This window comes from Planifilum fulgidum (assembly GCF_900113175.1).
Taxonomy (GTDB): Bacteria; Bacillota; Bacilli; order Thermoactinomycetales; family DSM-44946; genus Planifilum; species Planifilum fulgidum.
On record NZ_FOOK01000007.1, the window covers coordinates 77,442 to 94,795 of the forward strand.

At 58.6% G+C, this 17,354-nt stretch carries 15 protein-coding genes and 1 riboswitch; of the genes, 10 read left to right on the plus strand and 5 right to left on the minus strand.

The features are described from left to right. Window positions 1-14 precede the first annotated feature (14 nt). Window positions 15-1,388 carry an RsmB/NOP family class I SAM-dependent RNA methyltransferase gene (locus tag BM063_RS05880; protein WP_092036821.1) on the minus strand — a complete coding sequence of 458 codons (1,374 nt, stop codon included), beginning with the start codon at window positions 1,386-1,388 and terminating at the stop codon, window positions 15-17. 194 nt (window positions 1,389-1,582) lie between these two features. Between BM063_RS05880 and BM063_RS05885 the strand changes: the two genes are divergently transcribed. The 7 genes from BM063_RS05885 to trxA all read left to right on the plus strand — a co-directional run bounded on the left by BM063_RS05885 (window position 1,583) and on the right by trxA (window position 9,570). Continuing rightward, a complete protein-coding gene (locus BM063_RS05885; RefSeq protein ID WP_092036823.1) occupies window positions 1,583-2,980 on the plus strand; it encodes a purine/pyrimidine permease in 1,398 nt (465 codons plus the stop codon). A 28-nt stretch (window positions 2,981-3,008) separates the two neighbouring features. After that, a complete protein-coding gene (locus tag BM063_RS05890) occupies window positions 3,009-4,421 on the plus strand; it encodes a spore germination protein (RefSeq protein ID WP_245752103.1) in 1,413 nt (470 codons plus the stop codon). Between the two features lie 208 nt (window positions 4,422-4,629). Further along, window positions 4,630-6,300, plus strand: coding sequence for a long-chain-fatty-acid--CoA ligase (locus BM063_RS05895; RefSeq protein ID WP_092036827.1), 1,671 nt, complete (start codon window positions 4,630-4,632; stop codon window positions 6,298-6,300). 240 nt (window positions 6,301-6,540) lie between these two features. Beyond that, window positions 6,541-7,173 (plus strand): fatty acid metabolism transcriptional regulator FadR, encoded by a 633-nt coding sequence (locus BM063_RS05900; RefSeq protein ID WP_092036829.1) that lies wholly within the window; start codon window positions 6,541-6,543, stop codon window positions 7,171-7,173. After that, a complete protein-coding gene (locus BM063_RS05905) occupies window positions 7,170-7,940 on the plus strand; it encodes an electron transfer flavoprotein subunit beta/FixA family protein (RefSeq protein WP_092036831.1) in 771 nt (256 codons plus the stop codon). Before BM063_RS05900 ends, BM063_RS05905 begins: the two co-directional genes overlap by 4 nt. A gap of 83 nt (window positions 7,941-8,023) precedes the next feature. Next, window positions 8,024-9,010: an electron transfer flavoprotein subunit alpha/FixB family protein gene (locus BM063_RS05910; protein WP_092036833.1), complete on the plus strand. Its 987-nt coding sequence runs from the start codon at window positions 8,024-8,026 to the stop codon at window positions 9,008-9,010. A gap of 245 nt (window positions 9,011-9,255) precedes the next feature. Then, window positions 9,256-9,570 (plus strand): thioredoxin, encoded by a 315-nt coding sequence (gene trxA, locus BM063_RS05915; RefSeq protein ID WP_092036835.1) that lies wholly within the window; start codon window positions 9,256-9,258, stop codon window positions 9,568-9,570. Window positions 9,571-9,634: 64 nt separating this feature from the next. Here trxA and BM063_RS05920 read toward each other — a convergent pair whose 3' ends face one another. From BM063_RS05920 to BM063_RS05930, 3 genes are all read right to left on the minus strand, one after another. Beyond that, a complete protein-coding gene (locus BM063_RS05920) occupies window positions 9,635-10,591 on the minus strand; it encodes a hypothetical protein (RefSeq protein ID WP_092036837.1) in 957 nt (318 codons plus the stop codon). 16 nt (window positions 10,592-10,607) lie between these two features. Next, complete coding sequence (locus BM063_RS05925; RefSeq protein ID WP_092036839.1) at window positions 10,608-11,564, minus strand: hypothetical protein; 957 nt, start codon at window positions 11,562-11,564, stop codon at window positions 10,608-10,610. Between the two features lie 201 nt (window positions 11,565-11,765). Further along, window positions 11,766-12,650, minus strand: a complete 885-nt coding sequence (locus BM063_RS05930; protein WP_092036841.1) for a hypothetical protein — start codon at window positions 12,648-12,650, stop codon at window positions 11,766-11,768. 218 nt (window positions 12,651-12,868) lie between these two features. Between BM063_RS05930 and uvrC the strand changes: the two genes are divergently transcribed. Next, window positions 12,869-14,686, plus strand: a complete 1,818-nt coding sequence (gene uvrC / locus BM063_RS05935; protein WP_092036843.1) for an excinuclease ABC subunit UvrC — start codon at window positions 12,869-12,871, stop codon at window positions 14,684-14,686. Then, the gene (gene mobA, locus BM063_RS05940) at window positions 14,683-15,279 is read left to right on the plus strand and encodes a molybdenum cofactor guanylyltransferase (protein WP_092036846.1); all 597 of its coding nucleotides are present in this window, start codon (window positions 14,683-14,685) and stop codon (window positions 15,277-15,279) included. The genes uvrC and mobA overlap by 4 nt, the downstream gene beginning before the upstream one ends. Before the next feature lie 81 nt (window positions 15,280-15,360). Here mobA and tatA read toward each other — a convergent pair whose 3' ends face one another. Next, window positions 15,361-15,555: a twin-arginine translocase TatA/TatE family subunit gene (tatA, locus tag BM063_RS05945; protein WP_092036848.1), complete on the minus strand. Its 195-nt coding sequence runs from the start codon at window positions 15,553-15,555 to the stop codon at window positions 15,361-15,363. A gap of 244 nt (window positions 15,556-15,799) precedes the next feature. Further along, window positions 15,800-15,990, plus strand: a riboswitch (Lysine riboswitch). Between the two features lie 106 nt (window positions 15,991-16,096). Here tatA and BM063_RS05950 point away from each other — a divergent pair. Further along, window positions 16,097-17,353, plus strand: a complete 1,257-nt coding sequence (locus tag BM063_RS05950; RefSeq protein ID WP_092036850.1) for an aspartate kinase — start codon at window positions 16,097-16,099, stop codon at window positions 17,351-17,353. The last annotated feature ends 1 nt before the right edge of the window (window position 17,354 follow it).

Sequence of the window (17,354 nt, forward strand, 5' to 3'; positions counted from 1 at the left end):
CCCTTCCCGGGGGTTCAATCCCACCGCAACCACTTGGGAAAGTGATTCTTCAGCATTCCTCCGGAGATTTTTCCCCAGCCGAGGGGAAAGCGGTCGACGGCCACCAGGACCCATCCCTTTTCCCCGGAATGGGGCAGCGTCTCCCCGCGGAGGTAACGGTGAAGTTCGGGGCTTTCCTCGGCGAAGGAGACGGATCGCTTGACGCGGTCCGGCGTCAGGGTCATCGCCCAGGAGTGGGAGGGGACGAATCGCCCCTTTTTCACCTGTCCCAGATAGCATCCCGGGCGTTCCACCTTGAGCCCCTTCAGGGTGGGGAGAGAACCCGGCAAAAGATACAGATGCTCCCCGTACAGGGTGAAGGGGCCGTCCGGGGGATCTTCCGCCAGCGTTTCCCGGGCGAACTGCTTCAGTTTGTTTATGGCGTCGGCGGAGACGGGCGGAAAGGAACCGGGACGCGGGGCCGTTCCTTCCGGACCGCCGGTCTTTTCCATGACGGCGACGAAATGTCCTTCCCCCCGGAGGCGATGGGGCCACAGCCGGGCGGAACGGGCGAGCTCCGGCGGACCGTCAACCCAGTCGGGGCGTCCCTTTTGGAAATGTTCCGCCCCGGGGACGGGCTCAAGTTCAAATTCCGGATGGTTTTCCAGAAAGCGGAGGATCACTTCCTCGTTTTCCACCGGATTGAAGGTGCAGGTGGAATAGGTGAGCCGCCCGCCGGGACGGAGCATCGCGGCGGCTGAGTCCAGGATCTCCAGCTGCACGTCGGCGCAGCGGCGGGTGGCCCGCGGGCTCCACCGTCCGCACACGTCGGGATCCTTGCGGAACATGCCTTCGCCGGAGCAGGGGGCGTCCACCAGGATCCGGTCGAAGAAACCGACAAAACGGCGGCTCAGCCTCCACGGCGCCTCGTTCAGGACCACCGCGTGGCTCACGCCCAAGCGGTCCAGGTTTTCCACCAGCACTTTGACCCGCCGGGGATCGATCTCGTTGGCCACCAGAAGTCCCCGGCCCCGCATGCGGGCGGCGATTTGGGTCGTTTTCCCTCCGGGAGCGGCGCAAAGGTCCAACACCCGTTCCCCCGGCCGGGGATCCAGGGCTTCCACCGGGGCCATGGCGCTGGGTTCCTGGATGTAGTACAGCCCGGCGGCATGGTAAACGTGTTTTCCCGGACGATCCTCCTCCGGTTCGAAATAAAAGCCTTCCCTGCACCAGGGGATCGGTTCCAGGCGAAAGGGGACCCGCCGGAGAAGCTCCTCCACCCCGATTTTGAGGGTGTTCACCCGGAGGCCTTTGGAAGCCGGTTTCTCATAGGTGGCGAGGAAGGCGGGATATTCATCCTTCAGGAGTTCGTTCATCTGTTCCAGATATTTGTCGGGGAGCTGTGCCACAGGTCATCCTCCCGTCCGGTGTCTGAGGTTGCACCTGTTATTGTAGCAAACAGGAGGAAGGAAAAAAATGATGGGCCGATGATAAAGCCCAAAGCCGGGGGTGCGGCGATTGCTGCCGCCCCTTTCCGATGAAAGGGAGTCCCTGAAGACTTGTTTGACCCAGGATCTGTGAATTCGAGGTAGGGAGGGATAGGATGGAGAATTCAAAGGTGCGCCGTTGGGGAGCTGAAGCCATTGCCGCCGTGCAGTGGCTGATCTTTTTGGTGGCCAACACGGTGGCGCTGCCGGTGGTGATCGGTGAGATTTTCCAGTTCACCTCTGCGGAAACCGCCGCCCTGATGCAGCGGACGTTTTTGGTGGTGGCGGTCGGTTCGCTGCTTCAGGGATGGCTGGGGCACCGGCTGCCCCTGATGGACGGACCCGCGGGCATCTGGATGGGAGTGTTCGCCATCCTGGGGAGTCAGGCCCTCGCGCGGGGGAGCGATGCCCGGGAGGTGCTGCAGTCGCTGGAGGGGGCGATGCTGGTCACCGGGGGGTGTTTCTTGATCCTTTCCATGACGGGATGGATGAAAAGGCTGCTTCCCCTTTTCACGCCCCTGGTGACGGGGACTTATCTGCTGCTGCTCGTCTCTCAGCTGAGCGGAATCTTTTTTCAGGGAATGTTGACGGGTGCAAACGGCGGTTTTGATCCGCTTTCCGCCTGGACCGCCCTGGGGGTGTTTTTTCTCGTCCTCCTTTTGTCCGCCGTCGGGAAAGGTTGGTGGAAAAGTTATGCGATGCTGATCGGGATGCTCGCCGGCTGGATCCTTTTCTCCGCCTTTGGGCGGGCCTCCGGGGCGGAGAGCTCGGCCGGTTCGCCGCTTCCGACCGTGCTGGAATGGGGGCCTCCGCACATCGGAATGGAGTCGGCGATAACCGGAATTCTGGTCGCATTCGTCCTGCTGTCCAACATGGTGGCCAGTCTGGCGGCCGTCGGCGAGGCGGTTCGCGGTCGCAGCGACGTGGATATCCGGGAGCTGACCCGGGGCGGATGGGTGAGCGGGATCAACCACGGCTTGTCCGCCCTGTTTTCCACGGGCGGGATGGTTCCCCTCTCCGTGTCGGCGGGTTTTGTCCGGCTGACCGGGGAAAGGGGAAGGGGCCCCTTCCTGATCGCCTGTCTGCTCATGATCGGGGTTTCCCTGGTTCCGCCTTGGACGGAGGCGCTGGCCTCCATTCCGGGTCCCGTCGTCTATGCCGCCCTCTTGGCCTCCTTTGTCCAGATGGCGGGCACCGCGGTGAGGACGGTGATGGAACAACCCCTGGACGAGCGGAGGGCGACGATTTTTGGCATCAGCCTGGTGTTGGGAATCGGGACGATGTTTCTCCCCACCCCGTTCTTTGAGACGTTTCCCCCGGCGGTGAGATACGTGCTCGAAAACGGGCTCCTCGTCGGAACATTGGCCGTCTTTTTCCTCGAGCGGATCTGGCGGAAGCGTTTGCCTTCGAATCCGGCTGGAAATAATGGGGATCAGCATCGGGAAACGCGTTTGAAGGAAGGGATCTCCTCTGAACAGGTCGGAGAAGGAAAAGCTGAAGGAGCTTACCGTTGATCGTTCCCTCCGGAAAAATGTCGAGATTTTGAACCGGGTGCTCGGCGTGGGGAAAAGCTTCGATGTGATCTGTCGCGAGCTCACTTACGGCGGAAAAGATTTCGCCCTGTATTTTGTGGACGGCTTCGCCAAGGACGACATCCTGAACCGGGTGATGGATCACTTATCCAAGCTGGAACGGAAGGATCTCGTTCCCGGGACGATCAACCGGCTGATCCGCACCCATCTGCCCTATCTGGAAGTGGAATCGACGAAGAAAATCGACGATGTGGTGACGGCGGTCCTGTCCGGTCCGCTGGCCTTGCTGGCGGACGGGGAAGAAGAGGCCATCCTGATCGATGCCCGAACGTATCCCGCCCGCAATCCGGAGGAACCGGACGTGGAGCGGGTGGTGCGGGGCTCCCGGGACGGTTTTGTGGAGACGCTCACCTTCAACACCGCCCTGACCCGCCGTCGGCTCCGGGATCCTTCCCTTCGCATGGAGTACATGCAGGTGGGCACCCGCTCAAAAACCGACATCTGCATCGCTTACCTGGAGGATGTGGCGGATCCCGAGCTGGTGGAGACGATCCGGGGCACCCTGAGCCAAATTGAGGTGGACGGATTGACGATGGCGGAGAAGAGCCTGGAGGAGTATCTGTTCCGGCGCTTCTGGAATCCCTATCCGATGGTCCGTTTCACGGAACGGCCCGACGTGGCGGCGGTCCATCTGTTGGAGGGACACGTGTTGATTTACGTGGACACATCCCCCAGCGTGATGATCACTCCCACCACCTTTTTCCACCATCTGCAGCATGCGGAGGAATACCGGCAGAAACCGGGGGTGGGGGCGTTTCTCCGCTGGGTTCGGTTTCTCGGGATCGGGGCTTCCCTCTTTTTGATCCCCCTGTGGTATCTGTTCGTTCTGGAGCCGGATCTCCTCCCCGCGGATCTGCGCTTTCTCGGACCGGAGAAGATCGGGGATGTCCCCCTCTTTCTGCAGATCCTGACGGCGGAAGTGGGGGTGGAGATCCTGCGGATGGCGTCGATCCACACGCCGTCCCCCCTGGCCACGGCCCTGGGTTTGATCGCCGCCGTTCTGCTCGGGGAAATGGCGGTGAAAGTGGGGCTGTTCAACGTGGAGGTGATTCTGTACGTGGCCTTGGCCTCCATCGGCACCTTTGCCACTCCCAGTTATGAGCTGGGCCTGGCCAACAAGATATCCCGACTCTTTTTCCTCGTCGGGGTCGCCCTGGGGAAGCTGCCGGGGCTGATTCTCACCGTGGGAATCTGGTTTTTCGTCCTGGCGACGACCCGGTGCCTCAACACGCCCTATATGTGGCCGCTGGTTCCCTTCAACGGGAAGGCGCTGTGGGATGTGATGGTCCGTTCGCCCATGCCGATCAAATCGAAACGGCCGCGGGTCCTTTCTCCGTCGGATCCGGATCGCCGGGAGGGATAGGTGCGCCCGCCCCTTGCCTTGGCCTCGAAAGGAGGTGCGAAGGGCCTTTTTCCGCCCGATGAAAAGGCCCTTCATCCGGGGATTTCCAAGAAAAGTGATTCAAATCGGATGAAAAGTTCGTTAAAATGGTGTGGAAACCATCCAAATAAAACCACGACTAAGTATCCCCATTATTGAATGACTATTCATTCAGTCGGGAGGGTTTCCAATGACGGAAAAGAAGATCTGGCACCAGTATTACCCGGAAGAAGTCCCCGCAACTTTGGAGTACCCCGAAGCGTATTTGACGGATTTTCTTTTGGAGTCGGCCCGGGAGTTTCCCGACCGGGACGCCGTTCACTTCATGGGAAAACGGATTACCTACCGGGAACTTTTGGATGATGTCTTTCGCTTTGCCCATGCCCTGAAGGATCTGGGAGTGCGCAAAGGGGAACGGGTGTCGATCATGCTGCCCAATTCGCCCCAGGCGGTGATCGCCTATTACGGCACGCTGTTTGCCGGGGCGGTTGTCGTTCAGACCAATCCGATGTACATGGAGCGGGAATTGAAACACCAGCTGACGGATTCCGGCGCGGAGACGATCGTCTGCGTGGATCTGGTGTTCGACAAGGTGAAGCGGGTGATGGACGAAACCCCGCTGAAGCGCGTCATCGTCACCAGCATCAAGGATTATCTTCCCTTCCCGAAGAACATCCTGTATCCGCTTAAAATGCTCAAAGAAGGCAATCGGGTGGACATTTCCTACGGGGATAACATCCACCGCTTTTCCGAACTGATCCGGAAAGCGCCGGCGGATCCGGTGACGATGCCCGTCGAATCCCCCGACGAGCTCGCCCTGCTCCAGTATACCGGCGGAACCACGGGGCTTGCGAAGGGGGCGATGCTCACCCATCGCAATCTGGTGGCCAACACGGTCCAGTGCGCCGCGTGGATGTACCGGGGGCGGAAGGGAAAAGAAAAAACCTTGGGCATTTTGCCCTTTTTCCACGTTTACGGCATGACCGTGGTGATGAATTATTCCGTGTACATGGCGGCGACGATGATCCTCCTGCCGAGGTTTGACGCCGGACAAGTCCTCAAGACGATCGCCAAGGAGAAGCCGACGCTCTTTCCCGGTGCCCCCACGATGTATGTGGCCCTGATCAATCATCCCGACATCGAAAAGTACGACCTTTCTTCCATCGAAGCCTGCCTCAGCGGGTCCGCCCCCCTTCCCGTCGAGGTGCAGGAGCGGTTTGAAAATTTGACCGGCGGTCGCCTGGTCGAAGGATACGGATTGACCGAGGCTTCCCCCGTCACCCACGCCAATCCCATCTGGGGCCGTCGGAAAGCCGGCAGGATTGGCCTTCCGTGGCCGGACACCGAATGCCGGATTGTGAATCCGGAAACCGGCGAAGAGGTGAAGCAGGGAGAGGTCGGCGAGCTTCAGGTTCGCGGTCCCCAGGTGATGAAGGGATATTGGAACCGGCCGGAGGAGACGGAAAAGGTGCTCAAGGACGGCTGGCTGAGCACCGGAGATATGGCTTTCATGGACGAGGAAGGTTATTTCGCCATCATGGACCGAAAGAAGGACGTGATCATCGCCGGCGGATTCAACATCTATCCGCGGGAAGTGGAAGAGGTGCTGTACGAACACCCGGCGATTCAGGAGGCGGCCGTCGTCGGTGTTCCGGATCCCTATCGGGGGGAAACCGTGAAAGCGTTTATCGTCCTCAAGGAAGGGGAGAGGATCACGGAGGAGGAACTGGATGCCTACTGCCGGGAGCGCCTGGCGGCTTACAAGGTTCCCCGACTTTACGAGTTCCGCTCCGAATTGCCCAAGACGACCGTGGGGAAGATTCTCCGGCGGGTGTTGGTCGAAGAAGAGAAGAAGAAGTGACGGGGGCGAAGCGGCGATGAAAACCCCCGGCCACGGCAAGCATTTCCGACAAGCGGCGATTTCCACGTTTTTCTTGAAAGTTGCCGATTTCTTTTGTTCCCGGGGCGATCCGACATGGTATAATGTTTTTCGGTTGCGCTTTCATCCGCAATTTTGACGAAAAAAGTTGACAGGGGTCTGTTTTGCGTAATAAACTAGAAATTGAATGAATGGTCATTCATTAAGGAATGAGGGAATGGCATGGCCAAACGGACCGGGGAAAAATATGAGGCGATCATTGACGCCGCCATCCGCGTCATCGCCGAAAACGGTTACCACAACGCCCAGGTGTCCAAAATCGCCCGGGAGGCAAAGGTGGCCGACGGGACGATCTATCTCTATTTCGAAAACAAGGACGATATGCTGATCTCCCTCTTCAATGAGAAGATGGGGGCCTTCATCGAGACCGTCCGGGAAGCCATCGCCCGTGTCGACTCCGCGCCGGACCAGCTCCGGGAGCTGATGCGCCTCCATTTTGCGCACCTGGAAAACAATCCGAAGATGGCGATCGTCACGCAGATCGAACTGCGGCAATCCAACCGGAAGGTGCGCAAGGGGATTGCGGAAACCCTGAAAAAGTACATGGATGTCATCGACGACATCATCCGCTCCGGGATCGAGCAGGGGATTTTTCGCCCGGATGTCGATGTACGGGTCGCCCGCCGGATGATTTTCGGCACCTTGGATGAAACCGTCACGTCCTGGATCGCCAACGGCTGCAAGTACAGCCTGATGGACCAGGTGGAACCCATCCATCGCCTGTTCCTCTACGGAATGGGCAAGGATGCCCCTCAGCAGAGGGAGGCTCAGTCTGAGAAGGAGGGTAATGCATGAACATTTTGGTCTGCCTGAAGCAAACCTTCGACACCGAGGAGCGCATCGTTCTCGAGGACGGCAAAATCAGCGAAGACGGGGTGGAATTTGTCATCAACCCCTACGATGAATATGCCGTGGAGGAAGCCATCAAGCTGAAGGAAGAGCACGGGGGGGAAGTGACGGTCATCACCGTGGGGCCGGAGCGGGCGGAACAAGCGTTGCGCACGGCCATGGCCATGGGGGCCGACAAGGGAATCATCGTGGATTCCGAGGATTTGGAAGATGCCGATGAATACACCATCGCCAAAATTTTGGCCGAGGTGATCAAGGAGCAGGAGTACGACATCATCCTGTGCGGATACATGGCCGTGGACGACGGCTCGGCGCAGGTGGGGCCCCGCTTGGCGGAATTGCTCGGAATTCCCCACATCTCCACCATCACCAAATTGACCATCGACGGCGAAAACGTGGAAGTGGAAAAGGACGTGGAGGGGGACGTGGAAATCATTCAGTCCAAACTGCCCATCCTGTTGACGGCCCAGCAGGGGCTGAATGAACCGCGCTATCCTTCCCTCCCGGGGATCATGAAGGCGAAGAAAAAGCCCCTGGAGCGTCTGGACCTGGACGATCTGGACCTGGATGAGGAGGACATCGAAGCCAAGACGGAAACGCTGGAAATTTTCCTTCCGCCGAAGAAGGAAGGCGGGAAGATCCTGGAAGGCGAGCTGTCCGATCAGGTGAAGGAACTGGTTCAGTTGCTCCGGAACGAGGCAAAGGTGATCTGATCCCGGCAGGGGCTGTTTCAACGCCTGCGGCACGGTAAAAAGCGGCTTGAGAAGACCATGCAGACTGCAAGGGGGAAACGTCCATGAGCAGAAACGTATTGGTACTGGCCGAAGTGCGGGACGGGGGATTGCGGAATGTCTCCCTGGAGTGCCTGGCGGCGGCGCGGCGGGTCGCTGAGGGGGGAACCATCACGGCCGCCGTGTTCGGCAGCAAAGCGAAGGAATTTGCGGACACGCTCGCCCATCACGGCGCCGACAAGGTGGTCGTCGCCACCGATGAGAAGCTGGACCAATATACCACGGATGCCTATTTCCAGGCCTTCAAACAAGTGATCGACAAGGTGCATCCCGACGTCATCCTCACCGGGCATACCGCCATCGGACGGGATGTGAGCCCGCGGATCGCCGCCCGGATGGGATGGGGGCTCATTTCCGACTGCACCGATGTGCAGCCGGCGGACGGACGGATCATTTTCACCCGGCCCATTTACGCCGGAAAGGCCTTTGTGAAAAAGGCGGTGAAGGAAGGGACCGTCTTTGCGACGATCCGTCCCAACAACATTCCGGCGGGGGAGGCGGACACTTCCCGTTCCGCCCAGGTGGAGGAGCTGGATGTCGCGATTTCCGCCGATTCCCTGCGGACCATCGTGAAAGAGGTGGTTCGCAAGACCGCCGGCGGTGTGGATCTGACGGAGGCGCGGATCATTGTTTCCGGCGGTCGGGGCGTGAAAAGTGCGGAGGGATTTAAAGTCCTTCAGGAACTGGCCGATGTCCTTGGAGGCGCCGTGGGCGCATCCCGGGGCGCCTGCGATGCCGGATACTGCGATTACTCCCTGCAGATCGGCCAAACCGGAAAAGTGGTCACGCCGGATCTTTACATCGCCTGCGGGATCTCCGGCGCCATTCAGCACCTCGCCGGTATGTCCAACTCCAAGGTGATCGTCGCCATCAACAAGGATCCGGAGGCGAACATCTTCAACGTGGCCGATTACGGCATCGTGGGAGATCTGTTTGAAGTGGTTCCGATGCTGACGGAGGAATTCAAGAAGGTCCTGGCCGAATCCAACTGATTTCGTGCCCGGTGCGGCAGACCGTGAGTCTGCCGCACTTTTTCGGCCGGTGAAGACGGCTTCGCCGCCACCTTGCGCTTTGACGGATCCCGCCTGCGCGTTTTCGGCAAAAAGCGGCGAAAGGCGCCCCCTTTGGGGCAATCTCTCGTTTTTTCGTCAACCGAAATACCTTGGATCCTTCGCCGCGGAGTGGTATACTATGTTCGTCGGATCGGAACTCGGTGAATTGAGGAGGTTAAACAACAATGGCCATCGTCGATGTGACGGACCAGAATTTTTCCGAGGAAGTGAAATCGGGGACCGTGCTGGTCGATTTTTGGGCTCCTTGGTGCGGTCCGTGCAAAATGATCGCTCCCGTCTTGGAGGAGCTGGACAACGAGATCGGCGACAAGCTGAAGATCGCCAAATTGAATGTCGATAACAACCCGGAGACGGCGGGCCGTTTCGGGGTGATGAGCATTCCGACCCTGATGGTGTTTAAAGACGGCGAAATGGTCTCCAAAATGGTCGGTTTCCAGCCCAAAGAACAGCTGCGGGAATGGCTCGACCCCTATTTGTGATCCTTGACTTCCCCGCGAAAAAAGGCTGTTGACCCTGACGACGGTCAACAGCCTTTTTTTTGGTTTATCCCCAGATCGTTTTCATGCCGCCGATGGTCCCGCTGTTTTCATCCGGGAAAAGGCGGGGACGGAGCCGGTTCCGGTAGCGGACGAACACCGCCAGGAGCCACAACACATTGACCAGAGCGCCGAGGGCGTACTGAATCAGGCTGAAGAGAAATTGAAGACCCGGGTTTAGTTCGGCGGAACTGGCCGGATCAAAGGAGTTGAACCCGAAGAACTCCGAAAGCAGAATCAGGAACAATCCGTACGCAAAATTGATGAGAAAAATGATCAAACCGGAAAGGAAGACCTGCCCGAAGGACCGCGTAAAAAGCCGGCCGGAAAGGGCGATGGCCTTCCAGATCCCCGTGTTTTCCGCCACAAGGATCACCGGAGCGTGAAGAAAGACAAGGGCCAGCACGATGGTCAGGATGGTGGCGACAAGGAGGGGCAACAAACTGACCAATAGCAGACTCTCATTCCCTTCCATGAGCCCGGCTGCGAAGATCACGATTCCCAGAGCAAACAGGACGATGGAGGGGATGAAAAAGAGAAAGAGCAGGAATTGCTGACCCGCCATTTTCCACATAAAGCGCAATCCCTGGGTGAAATAGATCTGAAGCGAGGACCGGTCTTCGAAGACCGCATGGTTTACCATCGAGTTCATGCCTGCGGAGGTAAAACCCGAGTAAAGGAAAAAAGCCAGGATGAAAAAGATGCTGAAAATCAGCAACCCGATCAGTACCGGGACGGCCGCCTTGTCCATCGCGGCGGCAAAGGGATCCGGGGATTCGGGGTTAAAAGGATCCATAATCGATCCGATCATCCCTCCCGCAATCAGGACGAGGAGCAGCAGGCCGATGAGGGCGATGATGATGGTCATGACCGCGAAGATGACTCCCGCGACCAGAGAACCGACAATATTGCCGAGCCACAGTGTCAGTCCGTGACGGCGCAACAGTTCAAAGTAGTTTTCCATCCCTTTCCCTCCAAAATCACCAATTGTTCGGGGCATAACCGGGTGTTGTCCCGACAAAGGCTCGTTCCCGGTCCGGATCTTCCGGGAAGAGATAGCTGCGAAGCCGTGTCTTGTACCGGTGGGCGATGGACAGCAGGGACGCGGAAAGGGCGTAGTAAGCGACAAACAGAATGGTCAACAATAAGAAGATGCCCAAAATCACCCGAACGATCTCATTTCCTCCCGTCAGAACGTCAAACAGAATGAAAAGGACGAAAACAATCGGCAAGACCAAACCGTAGGCGCCCAAAGAGATGCCCAGGGCGATGAGACCGGACAGAAGGGTTTGCCCCGGTTTTTTGACGGTGAGCCGAAACGCGAGGCGGATCGAGTCCCAAACTCCCGTCCGTTCAGCGATCATGATCAGAGGAGAGTGCAGGGATATCCAGAGATATCCGATGGACAGGACAAAGAGCAGAATGAAAAACAGCAAGAGAAAGATCAGGAGGACGACTTCCGAGCCCCCGTTTACAGCGAGAAAACTGATGAAGGGCAGCATGAGCAGGGCGGGCCCTATGAAAAAAAGGATCAATAGGATTTGCTGACCGAACATTTTCCACAAGTGCCTGAATCCCGTCGTGAAAAAGTATCCGATGGACCATTCGCCGCGGAAGACCGAGGCGGAGGCGGCTCCATAGGCTCCGGCGGTCCAGAAACTGTGCGGCAGTAAGAGGGTGACGAAAAAAAGCAGGATCAGCACTGCGATCAGAACCATCCCTCCGGGTTCGGAAGCGAGATTGTCGGCGAGCTGATCCGTATCGCCCTCGAGTATGTAAGAGGCCGATGAAAATATCGCGATCAGGAGAAAAGCAACGATCACGTACAGGATCAGCGCCACGTAATAGAACGCCGAGTAAAGCAAACCGCCGAGAAACATGGCAACGGACAATTTGAGTCCGTGGCGCTTGAGTGTGTCAAAGTAGGATTCCGTCAAACGAATTTCCTCCTTTCAAGATATTGTATCTCCCTTGGGAAGTAAATACGAAGTCCGTCACATTCAGATAGAAAAATGACGGACGCTTCCACGCCGTCACGAACACATGGTACCGAATTTCGGGAAAAAAGTAAATCCGCCTGATCGTCTAAACCGAGAAATATTGCGGTGTATTGGGAAATCGGTGTGAGGGACGGCAAATTATTGATCGGGCACGGGCGCTGCTCCGGCGGCTTCCCCGTCCTGATGAGATTCGGGAAAAAGGACGTGGCGAAAGCGGGTGCTGTACCGGTGGACGACGGCCAGCAGGGCGGCGGCGAAGGCATAGGGAATCACGGGGAGGAAGCACAGGATGCCCAAAATGACCAAAGCCGCGACCGCCCCGTTTTCTTCCATCAGGTTCATAAAAAGGAGAGGGAGGACAATCAGTATGGATGCGGCCAGCAAAAGAATGCCCAGAAGGATGGCCAGGGCGAAGAGGCCCGACAGAAGGGTTTGCCCCGGTTTTTTCATGATCAGCCGAAACGAGAGGAGGATTGAATTCCATACTCCCGTCCGTTCCACGACCAGAAAAAGCGGGGCGTGAAGGGACACCCACAAATATCCTGCAAGGATGAGGAGGAACAGGAATATGAGGATGTGGGGGGGTTCCTCCGTTCGGACGAGCAGGCCGAAGGGGAAAATCACAAGCAAAAGGGCAACCATCAAAAAAAGGACCAAAAGGACCTGCTGACCGAACATTTTCCACAGGTTCCTGAATCCCTCAGAAAAAAAGGAGCCGATGGTCGACTTCCCGCGGAAAACGCAGGCAGCCGCAGCCCCGTAGGCTCCGGCGGTGAAGAAGCTTTGCGGCAGAGTGCCGGCGAGGAACAGGAGAAGAAAAAAGACCGCTCCGAGGACGATTTTCCCGTGTTCCGAAGGTTCCGCATCCAGTAAGGATGCAACCGCCCCGATGAAAACGGCGAAGATGATCAGCAAAAAAGCGGCCAGATAAGCCATCGCCACATGAAACAGGTAACCGAGGAACAGGGCCACAGACAATTTGACTCCATGACGCTTCAGTGTGCCGAAATAGGACTGTGTCAAGTCGGTTTCCTCCTTTCTTACGCCATGTCGATTTTTCGGATGTGGCAAGTCCCGTCGGAAAGAAAAAACGGTCGTCTCCACGCCGTTATGCGTCCATCATATTGGATTTCGGGGAAAGAGTAAATCCGTTTTTTCATGTTGCCGATCCGTAAGATTCACGGGCTGCGGGAGGCCTTGTGGTACAATAGTGAAATGATCGGAAGGGAGGAACAGGTCCCGTGAAGGATCGGGTAAAGGAAAAAGTGGCCCTGCTCCCGGATCAGCCGGGGTGTTATCTGATGAAAGACGAGAAAGGGGAGGTATTATACGTCGGCAAGGCCAAAAGCCTCCGCAACCGGGTGCGCTCGTACTTTACCGGCAGCCATGACGGAAAAACCCAGCTGCTGGTGTCGCAAATCGCCGATGTGGAGGTGATTGTCACCGGAACGCCGACGGAGGCGTTGATCCTGGAGTGCAACCTGATCAAGAAGCACCGTCCCCGCTACAATGTCCTGCTTAAGGACGACAAATCCTATCCCTATATCCGGTTGACCCGGGAGAAGCATCCCCGTCTGGAAGTGACCCGAAAGAAAAAGAAGGACGGTTCCCGATATTTCGGCCCCTATCCCAACGCCGGGGCGGCACAGCAGACGAAAAAGCTTCTCGACAAGTTGTATCCCCTGCGCAAGTGCAAAACCCTGCCCAAGCGGGCCTGCCTCTATTATCATCTGGGGCAATGCCTGGCCCCCTGCGAGTTTGATGTGGATCCGAGTCAGGAAGAGGCGATCGCCCGGGAAATTGTCCGCTTTTTGAGCGGGGGTTACCGGGAAGTGGAGCGGGATCTGCGGAAGAAAATGGAAGAGGCCGCCGAAAGGCTGGATTTTGAGCGGGCCAAGGAACTGCGCGACCTGATTCATCATATCAATGCGGTGATGACCAAGCAAAACATCATTTTCAACGACGATATCGACCGGGATGTGTTCGGGTATGCGGTGGACAAGGGCTGGATGTGCGTCCAGGTCTTTTTCGTCCGCCAAGGGAAGTTGATCGAGCGGGAAGTTTCCATCTTTCCCCATTATCATGATCCGGAAGAAGATTTCCATTCCTTCGTGACGCAGTTTTATCACGAAACACCCGCCCTGCCCAAGGAGATCTATCTGCCGGTCGGGACCGACACCGAGTGGCTGGGCCAATGGCTGAAGGGCGTCCATGTGCGCGTTCCTCAGCGGGGATTGAAGAAAAAACTGGTCGACATGGCGGCGGAAAACGCCCGGATCGCTCTGGAGGAGCGGTTCCGCTTGATGGAGAGGGACGAGGAGCGGACGGTCCAGGCGGCCCGGCGGCTGGGAGAAATCCTGGGAATCGGAGCGGCCCGGCGAATCGAGGCCTTCGACAATTCCAACATCCAGGGAACGGATCCCGTGTCGGCGATGGTGGTTTTCCTGGACGGCCGGCCGGCAAAGCAGGAATACCGGAAATACAAGATCCGCACCGTCAACAAGCCGGACGATGTGGAGACGATGCGGGAGGTGATACGCCGCCGCTACACCCGGGTGTTGCGGGAGGATTTGCCGTTGCCGGATCTGATTCTGGTGGACGGAGGGAAGGCGCAGATGGGAGCGGCGGTGGATGTGCTGGAGAACGAGTTGGGGCTGTTTATTCCCGTCGGCGGTCTGGTCAAGGATGAACGGCATCAGACCGCCCGCCTGCTGGCGGGGGATCCCCCCCGGGAGGTGCGCCTTGACCGCAGGAGCCAGGAGTTTTACCTGATCCAGCGCATACAGGAGGAGGTTCACCGCTTTGCCGTCACCTTCCACCGGCAGGTGCGGAGGAAGACGATGATCCGCTCCCGTCTGGATGACATCCCCGGTGTGGGAGAAAAGCGGAAGCGCCAGCTTTTCCGTCACTTCGGCTCCATCGAACGGATGAAAAACGCCACCATCGAGGAGTACCGGAAGGCGGGGATCGGGGACAAATTGGCCCGAAAAATCATTGAGGCCCTGCGTTCCGAGGAACCGGCGGGTTCTTCTTCCTCCTCTGCGGGAGAAAAGGGATGATGGGGAGAGGACTGATCGTTCTGTGCGGAGGACAATCCCGGCGGATGGGGAGGGACAAGGCGCTGATGCCCGTGGGGGGGCGGCCCGTCATCGAGCGGGTGCTTCACCGGCTGCAGGGCTGGGGCGATCCGCTGGTGGTGACCAATCGTCCGGAGGCCTATCGCCACCTGGAGGTTCCATTGATCGGCGACCGCTTCCCGGGAAAGGGCCCCCTGGCGGGCATCCATGCGGGGCTTGCCCATTCCCGCCACCGGGTCAATCTGGTGGTTGCCTGCGACATGCCCTTCGTTTCCCGGGCCCTCGCCGACCTGCTCTTTGCGCATCTCGCCGGCGATGATGCTTCCGTTCCCCGCCTCGGCGACCGCCCGCATCCCCTGTTTGCCGTGTACACCAAGGAATGTCTGGGTCCCCTTGAAATGTCCCTGGAAGCGGGGGATCTCAGCGTCATTCGGTTTCTCCGGCGGATCCGGACACGGTTTGTGGAGCGGGAAGCCATCGCGGCGGTGGCGGATCCCCGGCTTGCCCTGTTCAACATGAACGAACCGGCGGATTACTGCCGGGCTTGCAGGATGAACGGCGGGGAGGAGGCATGAGGGCTTTCTGCCGGGCGGCGCACTTTGTGCCGCGGCAAAAAGCCCTCAGACCTTCTTCGGCGCTGAGGGCTGGTCCTTTCGTCATTTGGATTGCTCTTGGGAGGATTTTTCCGGTTTGTCCGTACGGGTTTCGTCCGCCCCGCTGAAGGATTCCTTGAATTCCCGAAGAGTCCGTCCCACGGCCCGTCCCAATTCCGGCAATTTGCTGGGGCCGAACAGGAGCAATGCCACCACCAGGATGAGGATCAAACCGGGTACTCCGATGTTGCTTATCATAAAGCTCACACTCCGATGGGGTCTAAAACCCCCGATGGATTTTGCATTCCCATTATACTACGGATCAGAGGGACCCGCAAAGAAAGACCCGGCGGAAGGGCGCGGAGAAAAGCAGTTTTCCCATTTTTGACACATCCTTTTTTTCTCCGATTCGAAAGAAAAGCATTGCCAGGGATTCCGGGCTGTGATAAGATTACAAGAAATATTTGATCCAAAACCACAACCACAACATACTCCTCACTGCATGTGAAATAGGGGAGCGGAACTCCATCAGTACCCGGCGCGAGGCAGCGGCCGCCGTTGACCGGCGGGGAAAGGGGAGTCCGCCGAAGGTCATCTTTCCGGCCGCGGGAGGGTGGCCTGGGGCCGTCACCGAACAGGGGCGGCACTGTCACGAAGGCCGACCGCCGGCTTTCGTGGAGCACTATCTCACAGGAGGTAAGTGAGGCTGGATCGACCGTATGGCGACAGCTTCGTTTCCTGCTGTGGCCTTTTTCATTTTTTCGGGGAGTCATGAGGAAGCGGGGAGGAGCTGACCATCATGGGTATTGTCGTCCAGAAATACGGGGGTACGTCGGTAGGCAGTGTGGAAAGAATTCGCCGGGTGGCGGAGAGGGTGGCGGCGGTTCACGCCCAGGGGAAGCCGTGCGTCGTCACCGTGTCCGCCATGGGGAAGACGACGGACCAGCTGATCGATTTGGCCCGCCAGGTGAGTCCCCGCCCCCCGGCCAGGGAGATGGATATGCTCCTCACCACCGGGGAACAGGTGTCCATCGCCCTGTTGGCGATGGCTTTGTCGGAACTGGGGGTTCCGGCCCGGTCCCTGACCGGTTGGCAGGCGGGGATCACCACCGATGAGATCCATGGAAAAGCGCGCATTCAAGAAATCGACACCCGGCTGATCCGGGAGTGCCTCGACCGCGGTGAGGTCGTGATCGTTGCCGGCTTCCAGGGGAAGACGGCGACGGGGGAGATCACGACGTTGGGGCGGGGCGGTTCGGATACCACCGCCGTGGCGCTGGCGGCGGCGCTTGAGGCGGAGGTTTGCGAGATCTACACCGATGTGCCCGGCGTCTTCACGGCGGATCCGCGGGTGGTGCCCCGGGCGGGGAAAATGGACGAAATCTCCTTTGAAGAGATGCTGGAGCTGGCCCATCTGGGCGCGGCGGTTCTTCATCCCCGGTCGGTGGAGTGCGCCATGAAGCACCGGGTGCCGCTGGTGGTCCGGTCCAGCTTTTCGGAGGAGCCGGGAACCTGGGTGAAGGAGGCGAAGGACTTGGAAACGGAGCGCCATGTGAGAGGGATCGCCCACGACATGCACGTGGCCCGGATGAAGGTGTTGGGGCTGAAAAACCGGATCGAAACCTTGTCCCATCTGTTCGGCATTCTGGCCGATGCCCACATCAATGTGGACATGATCGTCCAGAGTGAACACGATGCGGAACGGATCGACGTGGCCTTCAGCGTTCATGAGGACGAAGGGGAACTGGCCAAGGAAGTGATCGAGGCCCGCCGGGAGGAACTGGACTACCTCAAGGTGCTGTATGAGACCGGACTGGCCAAGGTCTCGGCGGTGGGGGCCGGGATGGTGTCCCGCCCCGGCGTGGCGGCGAAGATGTTCGCGGCGCTCACCGATGCGGGCATCCGCATCAAAATGGTCTCCACCTCGGAAATCAAGATCTCCTGCGTCATCCCGCGGGAACGAGCCGTGGAAGCCGTCCGCGAGCTGCATGCCGCCTTCGGCCTCGACGTGGCCGAGGGCGAGATGGCGGGCATCGCGGCAAAAGGTGCCGGATGAA

Coding starts and splice junctions, on each gene's coding strand:
- BM063_RS05910 (WP_092036833.1), top strand. CDS start 8,024: ATGAGCAGAAACGTATTGGTACTGGCCGAAGTGCGGGACGGGGGATTG.
- BM063_RS05905 (WP_092036831.1), top strand. CDS start 7,170: ATGAACATTTTGGTCTGCCTGAAGCAAACCTTCGACACCGAGGAGCGC.
- mobA (WP_092036846.1), top strand. CDS start 14,683: ATGATGGGGAGAGGACTGATCGTTCTGTGCGGAGGACAATCCCGGCGG.
- trxA (WP_092036835.1), top strand. CDS start 9,256: ATGGCCATCGTCGATGTGACGGACCAGAATTTTTCCGAGGAAGTGAAA.
- BM063_RS05950 (WP_092036850.1), top strand. CDS start 16,097: ATGGGTATTGTCGTCCAGAAATACGGGGGTACGTCGGTAGGCAGTGTG.
- BM063_RS05900 (WP_092036829.1), top strand. CDS start 6,541: ATGGCCAAACGGACCGGGGAAAAATATGAGGCGATCATTGACGCCGCC.
- BM063_RS05895 (WP_092036827.1), top strand. CDS start 4,630: ATGACGGAAAAGAAGATCTGGCACCAGTATTACCCGGAAGAAGTCCCC.
- tatA (WP_092036848.1), bottom strand. CDS start 15,555: ATGATAAGCAACATCGGAGTACCCGGTTTGATCCTCATCCTGGTGGTG.
- BM063_RS05885 (WP_092036823.1), top strand. CDS start 1,583: ATGGAGAATTCAAAGGTGCGCCGTTGGGGAGCTGAAGCCATTGCCGCC.
- BM063_RS05920 (WP_092036837.1), bottom strand. CDS start 10,591: ATGGAAAACTACTTTGAACTGTTGCGCCGTCACGGACTGACACTGTGG.